Here is a 17,032-nt window from a genome sequence, read left to right on the forward strand (position 1 = left end):
CGAAGAAGCCGCGGTCCCAGACGCTGCTGAGCAGGGCCGAGCGGCTGCGCACCTGCCCGGGCGGCGACGCGAGCTCGCGCAGCAGCCGGTACTCGGTGACGGTCAGCCCGAGGTCCTGCCCGGCGCGGGTCACCCGGCCCGCGGCCTCGTCGAGCACCACCTCGGCCTCGCGGTCGAGGACGCGACCCGTCGGGGCGGAGGTCGCCGGCTCGGACGCACCGACGTGCGGGCCGCGGCGCAGCAGCGCGCGCAGCCGCGCGGTCACCTCCTTGAGCTCGAACGGCTTGGTGACGTAGTCGTCGGCGCCGGCCTCGAGGGCGTCGACGATGTCGTTCGTGTCGCGCCGCGCGCTCAGGACGATCACCGGGACGTCGTGGGTGGCCCGGGCGCGCCGGATGAAGGTGTAGCCGTCCATGCCGCCGAGCATCAGGTCGACCAGCACGAGGTCGACCTCGTCGCGGCCGAGCTCGACCAGGCCCTCCTCGGCGGACGGAACGGCCGTGACCTGGTAGCCCTCGTCGAGCAGCGCCAGCCGCAGCGAGGTGCGGATGCCGTCGTCGTCCTCGACGACCAGGAGCCGGGCCACGCGCCCATCGTGCCAGCCGGACGGGGGTGCCCCCGCCGCTGTCGCGGACCCGCCGGGGAGCCGTCACGAAACCGCAACACCGGCGACCGGGGGGCTGTCACACCGGACCGGCAGGATCGTCGCCATGACCACCACCGGCCCGGCGACGCTCCCGTCCCCGGTGCTGGCGCGCCTCGGCGACGACCGGCTCGACGAGCTGGTCACCGTGCTCCGGCACCCCGTGCTGCACCAGGGGCCCGTGGCCGTCGTCGACGTCAGCGAGGTCTCCCGGGTCACCTCCACGATCCTCACCGCGCTGCTCGCCACGAAGCGGCGCTGCCGCGCGGTCGGCGTCCGGCTCGAGGTCACCGGTGCGGCGCCCCCGGTGCGCAGCGTGCTGCACCGGGCAGGCCTGGTCGACGACGGGAGCCGGTCGTGACCGTCGTCGTCCCCGCGCGCCCCGCGTCCGCGCACCTGCCCGGCGGCTGGCAGCTGGGCACCGTCGAGGCGCCCGCCGGCACGGTCGCGCTGACCGGCGAGCCCGACGGCACCACCCGGGTGGTCGTCTGCGACACCGGCGAGGGCGCCTCCCCGGCCGCGTGCACGAGCGTCGTCCTCCACCCGGACGGGCGCGCCGAGCTCAGCTGCCGGCTGTCGCCGCCCGCGCTCTGGCTGTCCGGCGAGCGGGTCCGGCTCGCCCCCGAGGTGCCCACCGGCACCGAGCACCTGCTGCTCGAGCCGGGCGACCTGCTCGTCGTCTGCTCGGCCGAGGTGCTCGAGCACCTGCACCACGGCCTGCCGCACCTGGTCGAGCCGGCCGCCGCCCTGCCGGACGCCACCGCCCGGGTGCAGAGCGTGGCCGCCGACCTGCGCGCCGCGACCCCCGCCGGGGCCGCCGTCGTCCTGGGGTGGACCCCCGCGCTCTGACCCGCACGGACACACCGACCGCACCACCGTTCGCCGAAGCCGACCCGAGGAGGACCGCCATGATCAGCCCGTCGTTCGTCGAGGAGCTCGAGCACCAGCGCGGCCGCGCCCGCGCCGACCTCACCACCGCCCTGCAGCTGGGCGACGACTCGGCCGCCGCCGCCGCGCGCGGCCGCCTCGCCGACCTGGACGAGCTCGGGGCCCGCGCCGCCGAGCCGCTCCTGGTCGCCTGACGTCCGCGGCGGTCCCGAGGTCGAGGGGGCCGCAGGGACCGCCGCGTGCGTCAGCCCGGCTCCCGGTGTCAGACCGGGAAGTCGTCCGCGTCCGCGCGGGTGCGCCGCAGCAGCTCGTAGAGGTCGTCGCGGTCGCTCGCGCTGGTGCGGTCGAGGAAGAACTCGGCCTCCTGCAGCGCGGCCGTCGCCTCGCGCACCACCCGCTCGCCCTCGGGCGTCAGCTCGGCCAGGGTGCGGCGGCGGTCGTCCTCGTCCGGCACCCGGCGCACGAGCCCACCCGCCTCGAGCCGGTCGACCGCGTTCGTCACCGAGGTCGGGTGCACCATCAGGCGCTCGCCGATCTTCGACAGCGGCAGCCGGCCGGTACGGCTGAAGGTCAGCAGCACCAGCACCTCGTAGCGGGCGAAGGTGACGCCGTGCGGCTTCAGCAGCGCGTCGAGCCGGGCGAGCAGCACCTGCTGCACCCGCATCACCGAGGTGACGACCTTCATCGCGGTCGGGTCGCCGACCCGCTCCGCCCACAGCTCGCCCGCGCGCTCGATCGGGTCGAAGGGCAGCCGGGGCACGGGGGAAGCGTAGACACCCGCGGCGGGGCAGACTGCACGGCGTGAGCGCTGACGCCCCGGTCCTGGTCCACGTCCCCACCGACGACGGGCAGGTGCCCGTCCACGTCTGGACGCCCCCGTCCGGCCGCGGGCCCGGGGTGCTGCTGCTGCAGGAGATCTTCGGGGTCTCGGCCTACATCCGCTCCCGCGCAGCCGACCTCGCGGCGCTGGGGTACGTCGTCCTCGCGCCCGAGGTCTACCACCGGCTCGACGACGCCGAGGTCGACGAGTCGCGCCCGGACGTGCTCGAGCAGGCGATGGGGGTCGTGTCCCGGCTCGACTGGGACCGCGCCGTGCGCGACGTGCTCGCGGTGCTCGCCTTCCTGCGGGCGCGACCGGACGTGGAGGGCGGCGTCGGGCTGCTCGGCTTCTGCTTCGGCGGGGGACTGGCGTTCGCCGTCGCCGCCGAGGCGGGCGAGGACGGCCCGGACGCGCTGGTGAGCTACTACGGCTCGGCGCTGCCCGACCTGGTCGGCCGCGCCGGCGAGGTGCGGGCGCCGTCCCTGCACCACTTCGGCCTGGCCGACTCCTTCCTCGACACCGCCACCGTGGCGCGGCTGCAGGCGGCGCTCGAGCGGGCCGGGGCGCAGGTCGAGACCTACGAGGGGGCCGAGCACGCCTTCGACAACCCGATGCCCGCGTTCCACCACGCCGAGGCGTCGCACCGGGCGTGGGCGACGACGACCGCGTTCCTCGGCGAGCGGCTCAGCCGGTGAGGCCGTAGACGCGCTCGACGCGCACCCGCAGCACCAGGCGGCGCTGCTCGACCATCGCCGCGCGGTACTCGTCCCAGTCGTCGTGCTCGCCCGCGAGCGTGCGGTAGAGGTCGACCAGGTCGTCGGCCGCGGGGTCGTGGGGGTCGGTCGTCACCGGGCCGAGCTCGGCGGTGCCCTCGGCCACGACGTACTGCCACGGCGTCTCGCCGGTGACGAGGTAGGAGGCCCGGGGGTCGCGGCGCAGGTTGCGGGTCTTCGCCCGGTCGTCGGTGACCGACACCCGCAGCACCCGGGTCGCGGGGTCGTAGTGGTGGCTCACGACCGACAGCTGCGGGCGCCCGTCGCGCTTCAGGGTGGTCAGGACGCCCCGTCGGCCACCGGACGCGAGCAGGTCGTACAGCGCCTCGTCGCTCATGCCGCCACCCTACGTCGGCGGCTGCGGACCGGACCGGTCCGCATTCGTCCGTACCGTCGGACCGACGAAGGACCCGAGGAGAGGACGAGACCGTGACCCAGGAGACCGAGCAGCAGTGGCCCGAGGTCGGCTACCAGGCACCGCGCGCGGGCGGACCGGCCGCGCCCGTGCGGTTCCAGACCACCGTCGACTGCGACGACCCGCACGCGCAGGCGGTCTTCTGGGCCGCGGCGCTGGGCTACCTGCTGGAGGACCCGCACGACCTGGTCGAGGCCGTGCTCGACGCCGGGTACGCCGACCGCGAGCGCGACACCACGCAGGTCGACGGCCGCTCGGTGTTCCGCACGATGACCGGCATCGTGCACCCGGACGACACCGGCGCCCCGCGCGGGCACAAGCGGCGGCTGCTCTTCCAGCAGGTCGCCGACCGGCCGGCGGGGGCCAAGAACAGCTGGCACCTCGACCTCAACGTGGGTCGCGAGCAGATCGACGCCGAGGTCGCGCGGCTCGAGGCGCTCGGGGCCACCGTCCGGTACCGGGTCGACGAGCCGAGCGGCTTCCACACCACGATGGCCGACCCCGAGGGCAACCTGTTCTGCGTGCAGTGACCCGGACTCGTCGAGACCTGTTGCGGCTCAAGCGTCCTCGGTAGGCGGCCGGCCCGCGCCGAGCGGGAACAGCTCGAGGTGCAGCACCACCCGGTGGTGGGCCCTGCCCTCGGCGTCCGGGGTGCCCACGAGGTCGCGGGAGGTCGACAGCAGGCGGTAGCGCTCGGTCACCTCGTCGAGCTCGCTCGCCAGCCGCGCCGTCTCGACGGCGGTGAGCACCATCGTGCGCCGGCGGTCGACGCTCGCCTCGACCCACTCGTCCGGCGCGGTCACCGACTCCTCGAGCCACCGGTGCCGGTCGGCCGCCCGCCTGCGCTCGAACTCCCCGAGCAGCAGGTCGGTCGCCGCGGCCGTCGCGGGGTCGGCGCGCAGCCGGTCGCCGCGCATCGAGAAGCCCTTCGGGTTGGGCTCCCACCACCGCTCCTTGGCGGTGCCGCGGCCCTCGACCTCGACGATCAGCCCGTGCCGGGCGAGCTGGCGCAGGTGGTAGCTGGTCGACCCGCTCGACTCGCCGACGCGGGCGGCCAGGCCGCTCGCCGTGGCGGGGCCGTCGGCCTCGAGCAGGTAGTAGAGCCGCACCCGCAGCGGGTGCGCGAACGCCCGGACGGCGGCCGCGTCGAGCTGCGGCTGGTCCGGCGGGAAGCGGGGCTTGACCTCGGCCATGTGCAAAAGTACCTTTGCAAAGAGTTCTTTGCGAACAGTGCTCTGCTCACGCTACCGAGGAGACCCCCGTGGCCGCTGCGACCGACACCCCCGCCGCCCCCGGCACCCCCGTGCCGTCCGCGGCACCCGGCCGCCTCGACGGCGGGCTCGGCGCGACCTTCCACCGGCTGTGGCTGCAGCGCGGGGCGGTGAACCTCGCCGACGGCGTGCTGCTCACCGCGGCCGGGCTGCTCGCGGTGGGGGTGACGCGCTCGCCGTTCCAGGTCTCGCTGGTCGCGGCGTCGGCGACCCTGCCCTGGCTGTTCGCCACCCTGCCCGCCGGGGTGCTCGCCGACCGGTACGACCGGCGGCTGCTCATGGGCGTCGCCAACCTGGTGCGGGTGGCCGCGCTGGCGGCAGGCGTGGCGCTGGTGCTCGGGCCGGGCGTGAGCATCCCCCTGCTGTGCGGGCTCGCCCTGGTGCTCGGGGTGGCCGAGGTGCTGCACGACACCGTCGCCTCGACGCTCGTGCCCGCCGTGGTGCCACGGGCCCTGTACGAGAAGGCGAACGGACGGCTGCTCGTCGCCGAGCAGGTGGCGAACTCGTTCCTCGGGGCGCCGCTCGCCGGCCCGCTCGTGGCGCTCGGTGCTGCGTGGGCGCTCGGCGTCCCCGCGCTGCTCTACGCCGCCGGCGCCCTGCTCCTGCTCGGGCTGCACGGACGCTTCCGCGCGCACCGCGACCCGGTCGTGAAGCCGTCCGCCCGCCGCGAGCTGGCCGAGGGGGTGCGGTTCGTGTTCCGGCACAGGGTGATCCGCACGCTCACCCTGGTCGCGGGGTTCGCGAACGCCGCGAACAGCGCCTACTTCGCCGTGTTCGTGCTGTGGGTCGTCGGCCCGGGCTCGGCGATGGGGCTGTCGCCGCAGGTGTTCGGCCTGCTGATCTCGGCCCTCGCCCTCGGCGCCGTGCTCGGCCCGGCGCTGGCCGGCCGGGTGGTGGCGCGCTTCGGGTCGGTGCGCCTGCTGCAGCCGACCTGGATGGCGAACGCCGCGCTGATGGCGCTGCCGGTGCTGGTCCCGTCCCTGTGGGTGGCGGTGCCGGTGTTCGTGCTGCTGGGCGTCACCAACGTGATGGGCAACGTGATGCAGATGTCGATGCGCCAGCGGATGATCCCGGAGGCGCTGCTCGGCCGGGCCGGCGCCGTCGGGCGGCTGATCGGCCGCGGCCTCGACCCCGTCGGCGCGCTCGCCGGTGGCGCGCTCGCCACCGTCCTCGGGCTCGAGGCCGTGTTCCTGGGTGCGGTCGTCGTGGTGCTGCTGGGGCAGGCGTGGTCGATGGCGGTCGTGACCCCGGCGGCCGCCGCCCGCGCGCAGGACGACGCCGACCGCGCCGACGCCGCGGCCGCCCAGGCGGCCGGTGGTGCGCCGGGAGCCTGAGTACGCGCACCCGCAGACGGCGCCGCGCCCCGCGGCCAGGATGGGCGCATGCAGCCGACCACGTCCCCGCCGCCGACCGGGCCCCGACCGCCTCGTGGTGCCTGGCCGTGGGCCGTCGGTGCCGTCCTCGTCGCCGTCGCGACGGCGGTCGCGGTCGCCGTCCCCCTGGTGCGGGCCTCGTTCGCGGCCGCCGAGACCGAGCGGGTCGAGGCGCTCGTGGGGCGCACCGACGTGCTCGAGGGTCGCCTGGTGCGGGCCGACGGCGGGCTGGCGCTCCCGGTGACCTCGGGCCTGTACGAGGTGCAGGTGCCGGCGGCGGCGCCCGTCCCCGAGGCGGGCGGACCCGCCCAGGTGAGGACGGCCCTGCGGGCCGGGCTGCACGACGCCGACGACTTCCCCGAGCGGGTGCAGGTGCTGGTCGTCTACGAGTCGCGCACCACGCCGGACGGCCTGTCGCTGGGGTCGGTGCACGCGCTCGACCACGCGCTGCCGGGCGAGCCGCTGGCGCCCGTCGGCCCGGCCGCCGTGACGGACGCGCAGGCCGCCGTCGCCGCGTCGCACCGGGCGGCGGTGGTGGCGGGGGCCGTCGGGACCCTCGTCACCGTGCTGCTGGTGGGCCTCGCCGTGCGCGGGTCGCGCCGTCGCCGCGCCTGGCTGGGGGCCCTGCCGCGCCCGTCGACCGGCTGAGGCTCACAGCGGCCCGAGCACGTCCTTCGCCGCAGCCCGGCGTCCTCGGCCCGGTGGTGGCCGCTGAGCGCCGCGCAGAACCCCAGGCAGTGGACGTGCAGGTCGCGCAGGGAGGTGGTCACCTCCCCGCCCCGCTCGAGCGCGTCGCGGGCGAGGTCGAGCGCCTCGCGCAGCCGGGTGTGGGTGCGGCGCAGCTGGATCGCCCAGCCCAGCGCCCGATCGGTGGGCTCGGTCACGGTGGGCAGGAGGCTATCGGTCCGGACGGGTGCCCGACCCGTGATTCACTAGGACGTCCAAGCAATGACGCAGGACGGGAGCCCCCACCCATGGCCGACCGACCCGAGCTGCACGTACCGGCGAACCCGGTCCGGCTCGTCACCGCCGCCGCCCTCTTCGACGGGCACGACGCCTCGATCAACATCATGCGCCGGATCCTGCAGAGCCAGGGCGCCGAGGTGGTGCACCTCGGGCACAACCGCTCGGTCGAGGAGGTGGTCGACGCGGCGATCTGCGAGGACGTGCAGGGCGTCGCGATCTCGTCGTACCAGGGCGGGCACGTCGAGTACTTCGAGTACCTGGTCGACCTGCTCGCCGAGCGCGGCGCCGGGCACGTCAAGGTCTTCGGCGGCGGCGGCGGGGTGATCGTCCCGGCCGAGATCACGCGGTTGCGCGAGCACGGGGTGCGGATCTTCTCCCCCGAGGACGGGCAGCGGCTCGGCCTGGCGGCGATGGTGAACCAGGTGGTCGCCGAGTGCGACACCGCGCTGGCCGACGTCGCGCCGGCGTCGTGGGAGGGGCTGCTCACGGGCGACCGGCTGACGCTGGCGCGTGCGCTGACGATGGCCGAGGCAGGGACGCTGCCGGACGCGGCGCGCGAGCAGGTGGCCGGCGCGGGTGGGTCGGCGCGCGACGTGCCGGTGCTCGGCATCACCGGCACCGGCGGCTCGGGCAAGTCCTCGCTGACCGACGAGCTGCTGCGCCGGTTCCGGCTCGACCAGGGCGGCAAAATCCGCATCGCGGTGCTGGCGGTCGACCCGACCCGCCGTCGCGGCGGCGGCGCGCTGCTCGGCGACCGGATCCGGATGAACTCGATCACCGGCGAAGGCGCCTCGTCGGTGTTCTTCCGGTCGATGGCGACGCGGGGCACGACCGGTGGGCTGCCGGAGCACCTGGACGACGTGATCGCGGTGCTGAAGGCGTCCGGGGTCGACCTGGTCGTGGTCGAGACGCCCGGCATCGGGCAGGGCGACGCGGCGATCGTGCCGTTCTGCGACACCTCGCTGTACGTGATGACGCCGGAGTACGGGGCGTCGTCGCAGCTGGAGAAGATCGACATGCTCGACTTCGCCGACGCGGTGGCGATCAACAAGTTCGAGCGGCGCGGGGCCGAGGACGCGCGTCGCGACGTCGCCCGCCAGCTGGTGCGCAACCGCGAGGCGTTCGGGTCGACGCCCGACGACATGCCCGTCTTCGGCACGTCCGCGGCGACGTTCAACGACGACGGCGTGACCGCGCTGTACCAGTTCCTGCGCGCGGAGCTGGCCGGCCACGGGCTCGGCGTCGACGAGGGGCTGCTGCCGCCCGTCGAGGGCAAGGTGTCGACGTCGACCCACGCGATCATCCCGCCGTCGCGGGTGCGGTACCTGTCCGACATCGCGGAGACGGTGCGCGGCTACCACCGCGAGACCGACGCGCAGGTGGCGGCCGCGCGTCGTGCGGCCCAGCTGCGCGCTGCCGCAGCGGCGCTCGACGAGGCGGGTGCCGACCGGGGAGGGCTCGACGACGTCCTCGCTGCCGCCGAGCGCGCGGTGTCGCCCGCGACGCGCGACCTGCTCGAGGCCTGGCCCGCCACGGTGCGCGACTACTCCGGCGAGGAGCTGGTCGTGACCGTGCGCCAGCGGGAGATCCGCACCGCGCTGCAGCGGCTGACGCTGTCGGGCAACCCGGTGCGGCGGGTCGCTCTGCCCCGCTTCGACGAGGCGGGTGAGCTCGTCCGGTTCCTCCGCTCCGAGAACCTGCCAGGTCACTTCCCGTACACGGCAGGGGTGTTCGCGTTCAAGCGCGACGGGGAGGACCCGGCGCGGATGTTCGCCGGCGAGGGCGACGCCTTCCGCACGAACCGCCGGTTCCAGTACCTCTCGCGCGACACCGAGGCCACCCGCCTGTCGACGGCCTTCGACTCGGTGACGCTGTACGGGTACGACCCGGACACCCGTCCCGACGTCTACGGCAAGGTCGGCACGTCCGGGGTGTCGATCGCGACGCTCGACGACATGAAGGCCCTCTACGACGGGTTCGACCTGACCTCGCCGTCGACCTCGGTGTCGATGACGATCAACGGCCCGGCGCCCACGATCCTGGCGTTCTTCCTCAACGCGGCGATGGACGCCGAGGTGGCGAAGTTCGCTGCGGCGGAGGGGCGCGAGCCGTCCGGTGCGGAGGCCGAGGAGCTGCGGGCGCGCACCTTGGCGACGGTGCGGGGCACGGTGCAGGCCGACATCCTCAAGGAGGACCAGGGCCAGAACACCTGCATCTTCAGCACCGAGTTCTCGCTGCGGATGATGGCCGACATCCAGGAGTGGTTCATCCAGCGGCAGGTGCGCAACTTCTACTCGGTGTCGATCAGCGGCTACCACATCGCCGAGGCCGGGGCGAACCCCATCAGCCAGCTGGCGTTCACCCTCGCGAACGGCTTCACCTACGTCGAGTCGTACCTCGCCCGCGGGATGGCGATCGACGACTTCGCGCCGAACCTGTCGTTCTTCTTCTCCAACGGCATGGACGCCGAGTACACGGTGATCGGCCGCGTCGCCCGACGGATCTGGGCGGTCGCGATGCGCGACCGGTACGGCGCCAACGACCGTTCGCAGAAGCTGAAGTACCACGTGCAGACGTCCGGTCGGTCGCTGCACGCGCAGGAGATGGACTTCAACGACATCCGCACGACGCTGCAGGCGCTGTGCGCGATCTACGACAACGCGAACTCGTTGCACACCAACGCCTACGACGAGGCCGTCACCACCCCGACCGACCACTCGGTGCGTCGCGCGCTGGCGATCCAGATGATCATCAACCGCGAGTGGGGCCTGGCGGCGAACGAGAACCCGCTCCAGGGCTCCTTCGTCGTCGACGAGCTCACCGACCTGGTCGAGGAGGCCGTGCTCGCCGAGTTCGACCGCCTCACCGAGCGCGGCGGGGTGCTCGGCGCGATGGAGACCGGCTACCAGCGCGGCCGCATCCAGGACGAGTCGATGCTGTACGAGCAGCGCAAGCACGACGGCTCGCTGCCGCTGGTCGGCGTGAACACCTTCCTCGACCCGCACCCGTCCGAGGAGCCGCGCGAGATCGAGCTCGCCCGCGGCACCGAGGCCGAGAAGCAGTCCCAGCTCGACCGTCTCGCCGACTTCACCACCCGGCACGAGACCGAGGCGCAGGCGGCGCTCACCCGGCTGCGCGAGGCCGCCACGTCCGGCGAGAACCTGTTCGCCGTCCTGATGGACGCCGCGCGGGTCTGCACCCTCGGCCAGGTCACCGAGGCGTTCTTCGAGGTGGGCGGACAGTACCGGCGGTCGGTGTGACGCCGCCGGGGTGATGCCGCGGCACGTTCGTCGTCCACAGGCGACTGTGTCCGGGGTCGTCCTCCACAACCGGTTCGGACGCGAAACCCGTTGTCAGTGCTCGGGTCTAGTGTCGGTGCATGAGGTCGGACGACGGCGCGGGCACCCTGGTCGGCGATCTGCGTGCGCACTGCCTGACCGACTTCGCGCGCGACGCGGCCAGGTTGCGGCTGGTCGACGCGATCACCCGCGACGTGCACGCGACGGAGGCGTGGCAGATCGGGTTGCCGGTGCTGGTGGGTGCGGCGCGTGACGGGGTGGTCGGGGCGCACGACCTGCACGCCATCTCGACCGACGAGGTCGCCGCCGCGACCGGCCTGGCGCGCTGGCACGCGTCCCGCGAGGTCGACGCCGCGGCCCGGCTCTGCGGTCCGCTGGTGCTGACGCTGGCGGCGCTGGAAGCCGGCCGGATCGACGGTGTCCGCGCCCGGGTGCTGGCCCGGGAGACCGAGGGCCTGCCGCAGGACCTCGCTTGGCAGGTCGAGGCCGAGGTCCTCGACGCGTTGCCGACCGTGCCGCTGCAGGGCAACGGCCCGGTCGGGCCGTGGGACGGACCGCAGCCGAAGGCGTTCACCAGCAGGGTCCGCAAGGCCGTGGCCAGGGTGCGGACCGACCAGGAGGAGCAGGTGCGTCGCGACGTCCGCGAACGCACCGGCACCTGGGTCGAGGTCGACCCCGGCAACCCGGCGGTCGCGACCCTGACGGTGACGGGTCCGACCGAGCAGGTCGTCGCGATCGCGAACGCCGTCCAGGGCGCCGCCCACGGCCTGAGCACCGAGGAGCTCGGTGACCGCACGCTCGGCATGGCGGAGGTCGACGCGCTCGAGGCAGCGGTCCTGGGCGATCAGCCGACACGGGCAGGTGTGCGGCGCGAGCTCGGCGTGGTGCTGCACGCCGACACCCTCCTCGGCGACGGCGACGCAGCCGACGCACCCGGTGAGATCCGCGGCGTCGGCGCACCCGTGCACTGCACCGCCGCCACCGCCCGGGTCGCGGCGCAGGAGCTGCTCGACCGTGGCGCGTCGACGGGCGTGCTGCTCACCGACCACACCGGCCACCTCAGCCGCCTCGTCCGGGTCGGTGCCGCACCCGAGACCGGCTGGACGAGAACCTCCCTCGTCGCCGCGACCCGGGAGGCTGTCCGAGACGCAGCCAGGCATGCGACCGACAGCTACACCCCGACCGTCGAGATCGACCAGACCGTCCGGGCGCGCGACCCGGTCTGCACCTTCCCGGGCTGCGGCGTCCCGAGCAGCAGGTGCGACCTCGACCACCAGGTACCGCACCCCCGAGGGACCACCAGCGTCCAGAACCTCAGCCCGAGGTCGCGCCGCTGCCACCGCTGGAAGACCGCCGGCCTCTGGCGCGTCCGAACGCGCCTCGACCCGGCCGGCCACGTCGTCGCCCACCACTGGACCAGCCCCCTCGGCACCCACCAGGTCGTCGAGGTCGAACGCCTGCCCGGCGTCGTCGCGACGTGTTCGTGACCTGACCGCGGGAACCGATCGGCGTCCGCGTCCCTCTGACCCCTGACGCACGACGGGACGAGCAGGGGAGCGGGAGATGCGCACGAGCGCGGTGGTGGTGGGGCTGGTGGGCCTGGCGCTGGTGACGGCCGGGTGCAGCGCGGGCGACGAGGCGTCGGGCGCCGGGTGGGTCGGAGGGGAACCCGCCTGGACGGCCGCCGACGGCGACGGCGCGGCGCGCGAGATGGCCGCCGGGGGAGCGGCTCCCAGTGCGGTGGCCGACGACGTGGCGCCGGTGCCGCCGGTCGGGGGCGGGGCCCTGCGGGCCGGCAGCGTCGACGACGACCTCGACCACGCCGGGTTCCTCGCCTACCTCGACCGGCTCGACGCGGCGGGCATCGCGACGCGCGACTTCGACGCCACCGGGCGCGTCCTCGTCCGGGTGGTGGGCACCGACGGCCTGCCGCTCGCGGGGGAGCCGGTGGAGGTGTCGGTCGACGGCGAGCAGGTCGCGACGCTGCGCACCACGGCCGACGGCACGGTCCGGTTCTGGCCCGGCCTGCACGGGCACGCCGACGCGACGCAGGTCGACCTGACGGCCGCAGGCGCGTCCGCGCAGGCGGCGCCCGGCACCGAGGTCGAGCTCGCCGGAGACCGTGCCGGGGGACGGGAGGGACCGGTCGCCGTCGACGTGCACTTCCTGCTCGACGCCACCGGCTCCATGGGCGACGAGATCGACCGGTTGAAGACCACGATCGACACCGTCGCCGGCCGCCTCGCCGACCTGGAGGGCGATCCTGACCTGCGGTTCGGCATGACGCTGTACCGCGACGAGGGCGACGCGTTCGTCACCTCGACCTACGACCTCACCGACGACCTCGGCGCCTTCCGCGAGGCGCTGTCGCAGGTGCAGGCCGACGGGGGCGGCGACTACCCGGAGGCGCTCGACGAGGGCCTGGCGGAGGCGCTGACCGCCCCGTCGTGGCGCGACCCCGCGCAGACGCTGCAGCTGGTCTTCCTCGTCGCCGACGCCCCGCCGCAGGTGACCCGCCAGGTCGAGCAGGCCTACCCGGCGAGCCTGGTCGACGCGATCGGCCGCGGCCTGAAGATCTTCCCGATCGCCTCGTCCGAGAGCGACGACCAGGCCGAGGCCGTGTTCCGCCAGCTGGCGGCAGCGACCGGCTCCCGCTTCGTCTTCCTCTCCTACGGCGCCGGTGGTGCCGCGACCGGTGCGAACACCGACATCACCAGCACCGACTACGAGGAGATGGCGCTCGACGACCTGGTGGTGCGGATGGTCGCCGAGGAGCTCGCCGCGCTGAGCGGCGAGCAGGTCGCGCCGCTCCCGCAGCAGCCGCCGACCACCCCACCCGACCAGTAGGCCGCGTGCGGCAGGAGACGTCGTGGGAGGGTGACCGCGTGCGCGTGGTGAGCCTGGTGCCGTCGCTGACCGAGGCGGTCGCGGTCACCGTCCCCGACGTGCTGGTCGGCTGCACCGACTGGTGCACCCACCCGGGCGACCTCGACACCCGCGGCGTGACCCGGGTGCGGGGAACGAAGAACCCGGACCTCGACGCCGTCGTCGCGCTGCGGCCCGACCTGGTGGTGGCGAACGAGGAGGAGAACCGCGAGCCCGACCTCGCGGCCCTGCGCTCGGCCGGCACCGAGGTGCTCGTCACCGACGTGCGCACCGTGCCGCAGGCGCTCGCCGAGCTCGAGCGCGTGCTCGCCGCCTGCGGCGCCTCGCGCCCACGCTGGCTCGACGACGCCGAGACCGGCTGGGACGCTGCCGAACCCGTCGCGGACGCGCGCCTCACCGCCGTCGTGCCCATCTGGCGCAAGCCGTGGATGGCGCTCGGGTCCGACACCTTCGCCGGTGACGTCCTCGCCCGCCTCGGTGTCGACCACGTGCTCGCCGGCGACGCCGAGCGGTACCCGCGGTTCGACCCGGCCGCGCTGCCGCCGCTCGACGTCGTCGTGCTGCCGGACGAGCCGTACCGGTTCACCGCCGTCGACGGCCCCGAGGCGTTCCCGGACGTCCCCGCCGCGCTCGTCGACGGCCGGTCGCTCACCTGGTACGGCCCGGCGATGGTCGAGGCGCCGCAGCGGCTGCGCACCGCGCTGCGCGCGGCCCTCGGACCGCCTGACAGGATCCGCTGACAGGATCGGCAGCGAGCCGGACACAGGACGGACGTGGACACCTCCGACCGCACCCGCGAGCAGCGCCTCACCGCGCTGGTCGAGCAGGTGCACCAGCCGGTCCGGCGCTACCTGGCGCGCCGGGCCCACCCCGCCGACGTCGACGACGTGCTCGCCGAGACGCTGCTGGTGCTCTGGCGCCGCCTCGACGACGTGCCGCCCGAGGCGCCGCTCGCCTGGACCTACGCCGTCGCGCGGCGCTGCCTGGCGAACGCCCACCGCTCCGCCCGGCGCCGCGACGCGCTCGCCCAGCGGCTGCACGACGACGGGCCGCCGCCCGAGCAGGTCGGGTCAGAGCGCGAGGACGAGGTGGCCGCCGCGGTCGCGCGGCTGCGCCCCGACGACCGCGAGGTGCTGCACCTGTGGGCCTGGGAGCAGCTCGAGCCCCGGGAGATCGCGACCGTGCTCGCGATCTCGGCCAACGCCGCGTCGCTGCGCCTGCACCGCGCCCGCACCCGGCTGCGCACCCTGCTCGTCGAGCAGCAACCCGCTCGACAGACCGGCGCCCCGGCCGGACACACAGGGGCACCGGACCCGGTGACCCGCACCGCGTCCACCCCTGCCGAGGAGCAGCGATGACCGACCGCACCACCACCCCCGCCCACGGCCTCGACGACGACGCGCTGCGCGCGCGCCTGGCCGCCACCGACCCCGTCGCCGGGGCGCCGGAGCCGGCGCACGACGTGCGCCTGCTCGTCGAGGACGTCCTCGCCCGGGACGCGACCGAGCCGGCCGCACCCTCCCGCGGACGCCGGATCGCCCTGGTCGCAGGCGGTCTGGTCGCCGCCGCCGCCGTCGCGGCAGCCCTCGTCGTCCCCCGCCTGGGAGGCGCGACGGAACCGGCCGACGTGCTCACCGTCGCCGCACCGCCCGCCCAGGACCCGCTGACGGCGATGTGCCTGCAGGTCGACGCGCAGGTGCTGTCGTCGTTCCCGGTGGCCTTCGCGGGCACCGTCGTCGACGAGAGCGGCACGCAGGCCACGCTCGACGTCGACCGCTGGTTCACCGGCGGCGACGCCGACCAGGTGCGGGTCGAGGGCCTCGACCCCGAGCTGGCGGTGAGCGGCTACTCGGTGCAGTTCACCGCCGGCCAGCAGTACCTCGTCGCCGTCGGCGAGGACGGCACGGTCGCCTCGTGCGGCTTCACCGGCCCGGTCGACCCCGCCCTGCAGGCCGTGTACGACGACGCGTTCGGCGGCTGACCCGCCGCGCAGCCGTCAGCGCTTGTTCAGCACGACGGTGTCGTCGGCCCCCTGCGCCTCGTCGTCGTCGACGTCGGCGGCCTCGTCGACCTCGGTGACGTCGACGGTGTCGTCGTCGTCGGCGTCCGCGGCGGGCTCGCCGGAGGCCTCGTCGACGTCGTCACCCCCGGCGGTCGCCACCGGCTCCTGCGCGGCGGGCGCGGGCACGTCCGGCACCAGGCCGAGCGCGGCCGGCGCGGCACCGGACAGCGTCGCCAGCATCTGCCGGACGTTCGCGAGCTGGGCGTTGATCGAGTCGCGCCGTGCGGTGGCGGCGGTCAGCTCGCGGTCGGACTCCTGGCGGACGCGGTCGGCGCGCGAGCGGGCCGAGGCGACCAGGTCGTCGGCCTGCTGGCGGGCGTCGGCGAGCAGCTGCTCGGCGTCGCGCTGGGCGTCGGCGGTGACCCGGTCGGCCTCGGCGCGGGCCGACTCGGTGCGCTCCTGCGCGTCGCGCAGCGCGGCGTCGGACGCGGAGGACTGGGCGGTGAAGTCGGCCTCGGCCCGCTGCCGGCGCTCGGCGAGCGTGGTCTCGAAGTCGGCGGCCGCCGCGGCGGCGGAGGCGCGCTGGCGCTCGTAGACCGCCTCGGCCTCCTCGCGGCGGGCCGACGCCTCGCGGTCGGCGGCGTCGAGCAGCTCGTCGACCTGGCGCTGGGCGGCCTCGAGCTTCTTCGCGACCTCGACGTCGGCCGCCGACCGGGTGTCGGTGGCGTACCGGTCGGCGTCCTCGCGCACCGACGCCGCCTGGGTCTCGGCGTCCAGGCGCAGCGTCGAGATCTCCTCGCGGGCGTTCTCGAGCAGCTCGGCGGCCTCGTCGCGGGCCAGCGCCAGGATCTGGCCGACCCGGGTGCCGAGGTCCTCGAACGACGGCTGCGACGGCTCGGCCGGCAGGGCGCGGGCGGTGGCGACGGCCTCGTCGCGCTCCGCGGCCAGCCGCGACAGCCGCGACTCGGTGTCCCCGGACGCCTGGCGCAGCCGTTCCACCTCGGCCTGCGCGGCGCGCACGGCGTGCTCGAGGTCGCCGATCCGCTGGTCGACCTGCGCGGGCTCGTAGCCGCGCATCACGGTGCGGAAGCGGGGGGAGTCGGTCATGTCGTCCTCTGCGGGTGAAGGGTCGGGTCGTGGAGGGGGTCGTGCTGGTCGTGGTCGACGTCCGGCTCGGAGCCGTGGCCGTCCTGGGCGTAGCGGCCGAGGTCGTGGACGGCGTCGTCGGGCACCGGGTCGTGCACCTCGGTGACGTCGACCACCTCGTCGGCGGGCTGGTCCTCGGCGGGCTCGTCGGCGGGCTGGTCCTCGGGCTCGTCCTCGTCGGCCACCTCGACCGGCGCGAACGCGTCGAGGTGCTCGTCGCGCTGCGCCTCGGGCTCCTCGTCGCCCTGCTCCTCGCCCGCGGTCAGGTTGAGCACCGTCGGGCCCGCGGTGAGCGCGGCGGCCGAGCCGTGTGGCCGCTCGGGGACGGCCAGCGCCTCGATGACGCCCTTGAGCCCGCGCAGCTCGGCCTCGATCGACTCGCGCCGGTTCGACAGCGACGCGACCCGCACGCGCGCCTGCTCGACCTGCTCGCGCGCGGCGGCGCGCAGCTGGGCCGACTCGGTGCGCGCGGAGTCGAGCTCGGCGGTGGCCTCCTCGCGCGCCTCGCGGCGCACCCGGACGGCCTCGCGCTGCGCGGACGCCAGGGCCT

The 17,032-nt window shown here is 75.3% G+C and carries 19 protein-coding genes; 13 read left to right on the plus strand and 6 right to left on the minus strand.

Annotated features, from left to right (window positions below):
• On the minus strand, positions 1–586 hold a 586-nt coding region (locus ACYVKY_RS05270; RefSeq protein ID WP_460433922.1), incomplete at its 3' end, for a response regulator transcription factor.
• Between the two features lie 124 nt (positions 587–710).
• Here ACYVKY_RS05270 and ACYVKY_RS05275 point away from each other — a divergent pair.
• The 3 genes from ACYVKY_RS05275 to ACYVKY_RS05285 are packed head-to-tail and all read left to right on the plus strand — an operon-like array spanning position 711 to position 1,725.
• On the plus strand, positions 711–1,004 hold the full coding sequence (locus ACYVKY_RS05275; RefSeq protein WP_460433923.1) for an STAS domain-containing protein: 294 nt from the start codon (positions 711–713) through the stop codon (positions 1,002–1,004).
• On the plus strand, positions 1,001–1,492 hold the full coding sequence (locus ACYVKY_RS05280; RefSeq protein ID WP_460433924.1) for a hypothetical protein: 492 nt from the start codon (positions 1,001–1,003) through the stop codon (positions 1,490–1,492). Before ACYVKY_RS05275 ends, ACYVKY_RS05280 begins: the two co-directional genes overlap by 4 nt.
• Before the next feature lie 59 nt (positions 1,493–1,551).
• On the plus strand, positions 1,552–1,725 hold the full coding sequence (locus ACYVKY_RS05285; protein WP_460433925.1) for a hypothetical protein: 174 nt from the start codon (positions 1,552–1,554) through the stop codon (positions 1,723–1,725).
• Positions 1,726–1,793: 68 nt separating this feature from the next.
• Here the strand turns inward: ACYVKY_RS05285 and ACYVKY_RS05290 are convergent, their stop codons facing one another.
• Complete coding sequence (locus ACYVKY_RS05290) at positions 1,794–2,291, minus strand: MarR family winged helix-turn-helix transcriptional regulator (RefSeq protein ID WP_460433926.1); 498 nt, start codon at positions 2,289–2,291, stop codon at positions 1,794–1,796.
• Between the two features lie 41 nt (positions 2,292–2,332).
• Here ACYVKY_RS05290 and ACYVKY_RS05295 point away from each other — a divergent pair, with 41 nt between their 5' ends.
• Positions 2,333–3,046: a dienelactone hydrolase family protein gene (locus ACYVKY_RS05295; RefSeq protein ID WP_460433927.1), complete on the plus strand. Its 714-nt coding sequence runs from the start codon at positions 2,333–2,335 to the stop codon at positions 3,044–3,046.
• Here ACYVKY_RS05295 and ACYVKY_RS05300 read toward each other — a convergent pair.
• Positions 3,036–3,461, minus strand: coding sequence for a PPOX class F420-dependent oxidoreductase (locus ACYVKY_RS05300; protein ID WP_460433928.1), 426 nt, complete (start codon positions 3,459–3,461; stop codon positions 3,036–3,038). The genes ACYVKY_RS05295 and ACYVKY_RS05300 overlap by 11 nt on opposite strands.
• A gap of 92 nt (positions 3,462–3,553) precedes the next feature.
• Between ACYVKY_RS05300 and ACYVKY_RS05305 the strand changes: the two genes are divergently transcribed.
• Positions 3,554–4,069 (plus strand): VOC family protein, encoded by a 516-nt coding sequence (locus ACYVKY_RS05305; RefSeq protein WP_460433929.1) that lies wholly within the window; start codon positions 3,554–3,556, stop codon positions 4,067–4,069.
• Between the two features lie 27 nt (positions 4,070–4,096).
• Here the strand turns inward: ACYVKY_RS05305 and ACYVKY_RS05310 are convergent, their stop codons facing one another.
• Positions 4,097–4,732, minus strand: a complete 636-nt coding sequence (locus ACYVKY_RS05310; protein WP_460433930.1) for a winged helix-turn-helix domain-containing protein — start codon at positions 4,730–4,732, stop codon at positions 4,097–4,099.
• Positions 4,733–4,800: 68 nt separating this feature from the next.
• Between ACYVKY_RS05310 and ACYVKY_RS05315 the strand changes: the two genes are divergently transcribed.
• The 8 genes from ACYVKY_RS05315 (at position 4,801) to ACYVKY_RS05350 (ending at position 15,315) form a co-directional block, all read left to right on the plus strand.
• Positions 4,801–6,144 (plus strand): MFS transporter, encoded by a 1,344-nt coding sequence (locus ACYVKY_RS05315; protein WP_460433931.1) that lies wholly within the window; start codon positions 4,801–4,803, stop codon positions 6,142–6,144.
• Positions 6,145–6,192: 48 nt separating this feature from the next.
• Entirely contained in the window at positions 6,193–6,831 is a 639-nt protein-coding gene (locus ACYVKY_RS05320; protein ID WP_460433932.1) for a hypothetical protein, read from the plus strand.
• 326 nt (positions 6,832–7,157) lie between these two features.
• Positions 7,158–10,409 carry a fused isobutyryl-CoA mutase/GTPase IcmF gene (gene icmF, locus ACYVKY_RS05325; RefSeq protein ID WP_460433933.1) on the plus strand — a complete coding sequence of 1,084 codons (3,252 nt, stop codon included), beginning with the start codon at positions 7,158–7,160 and terminating at the stop codon, positions 10,407–10,409.
• Between the two features lie 119 nt (positions 10,410–10,528).
• Positions 10,529–11,935: an HNH endonuclease signature motif containing protein gene (locus ACYVKY_RS05330; protein ID WP_460433934.1), complete on the plus strand. Its 1,407-nt coding sequence runs from the start codon at positions 10,529–10,531 to the stop codon at positions 11,933–11,935.
• A gap of 76 nt (positions 11,936–12,011) precedes the next feature.
• Positions 12,012–13,295 carry a VWA domain-containing protein gene (locus tag ACYVKY_RS05335; RefSeq protein ID WP_460433935.1) on the plus strand — a complete coding sequence of 428 codons (1,284 nt, stop codon included), beginning with the start codon at positions 12,012–12,014 and terminating at the stop codon, positions 13,293–13,295.
• A gap of 38 nt (positions 13,296–13,333) precedes the next feature.
• Positions 13,334–14,074, plus strand: a complete 741-nt coding sequence (locus tag ACYVKY_RS05340) for a helical backbone metal receptor (RefSeq protein ID WP_460433936.1) — start codon at positions 13,334–13,336, stop codon at positions 14,072–14,074.
• A gap of 33 nt (positions 14,075–14,107) precedes the next feature.
• Entirely contained in the window at positions 14,108–14,692 is a 585-nt protein-coding gene (locus ACYVKY_RS05345; RefSeq protein ID WP_460433937.1) for an RNA polymerase sigma factor, read from the plus strand.
• Positions 14,689–15,315: a hypothetical protein gene (locus tag ACYVKY_RS05350; protein ID WP_460433938.1), complete on the plus strand. Its 627-nt coding sequence runs from the start codon at positions 14,689–14,691 to the stop codon at positions 15,313–15,315. Before ACYVKY_RS05345 ends, ACYVKY_RS05350 begins: the two co-directional genes overlap by 4 nt.
• A gap of 15 nt (positions 15,316–15,330) precedes the next feature.
• Here the strand turns inward: ACYVKY_RS05350 and ACYVKY_RS05355 are convergent, their stop codons facing one another.
• Together ACYVKY_RS05355 and ACYVKY_RS05360 are read right to left on the minus strand one after the other, a co-directional pair.
• On the minus strand, positions 15,331–16,443 hold the full coding sequence (locus ACYVKY_RS05355; protein ID WP_460433939.1) for a coiled-coil domain-containing protein: 1,113 nt from the start codon (positions 16,441–16,443) through the stop codon (positions 15,331–15,333).
• On the minus strand, positions 16,440–17,032 hold a 593-nt coding region (locus ACYVKY_RS05360; protein WP_460433940.1), incomplete at its 5' end, for an ATP synthase subunit B family protein. The genes ACYVKY_RS05360 and ACYVKY_RS05355, both read right to left, overlap by 4 nt.

The organism is Angustibacter speluncae, from assembly GCF_054777815.1.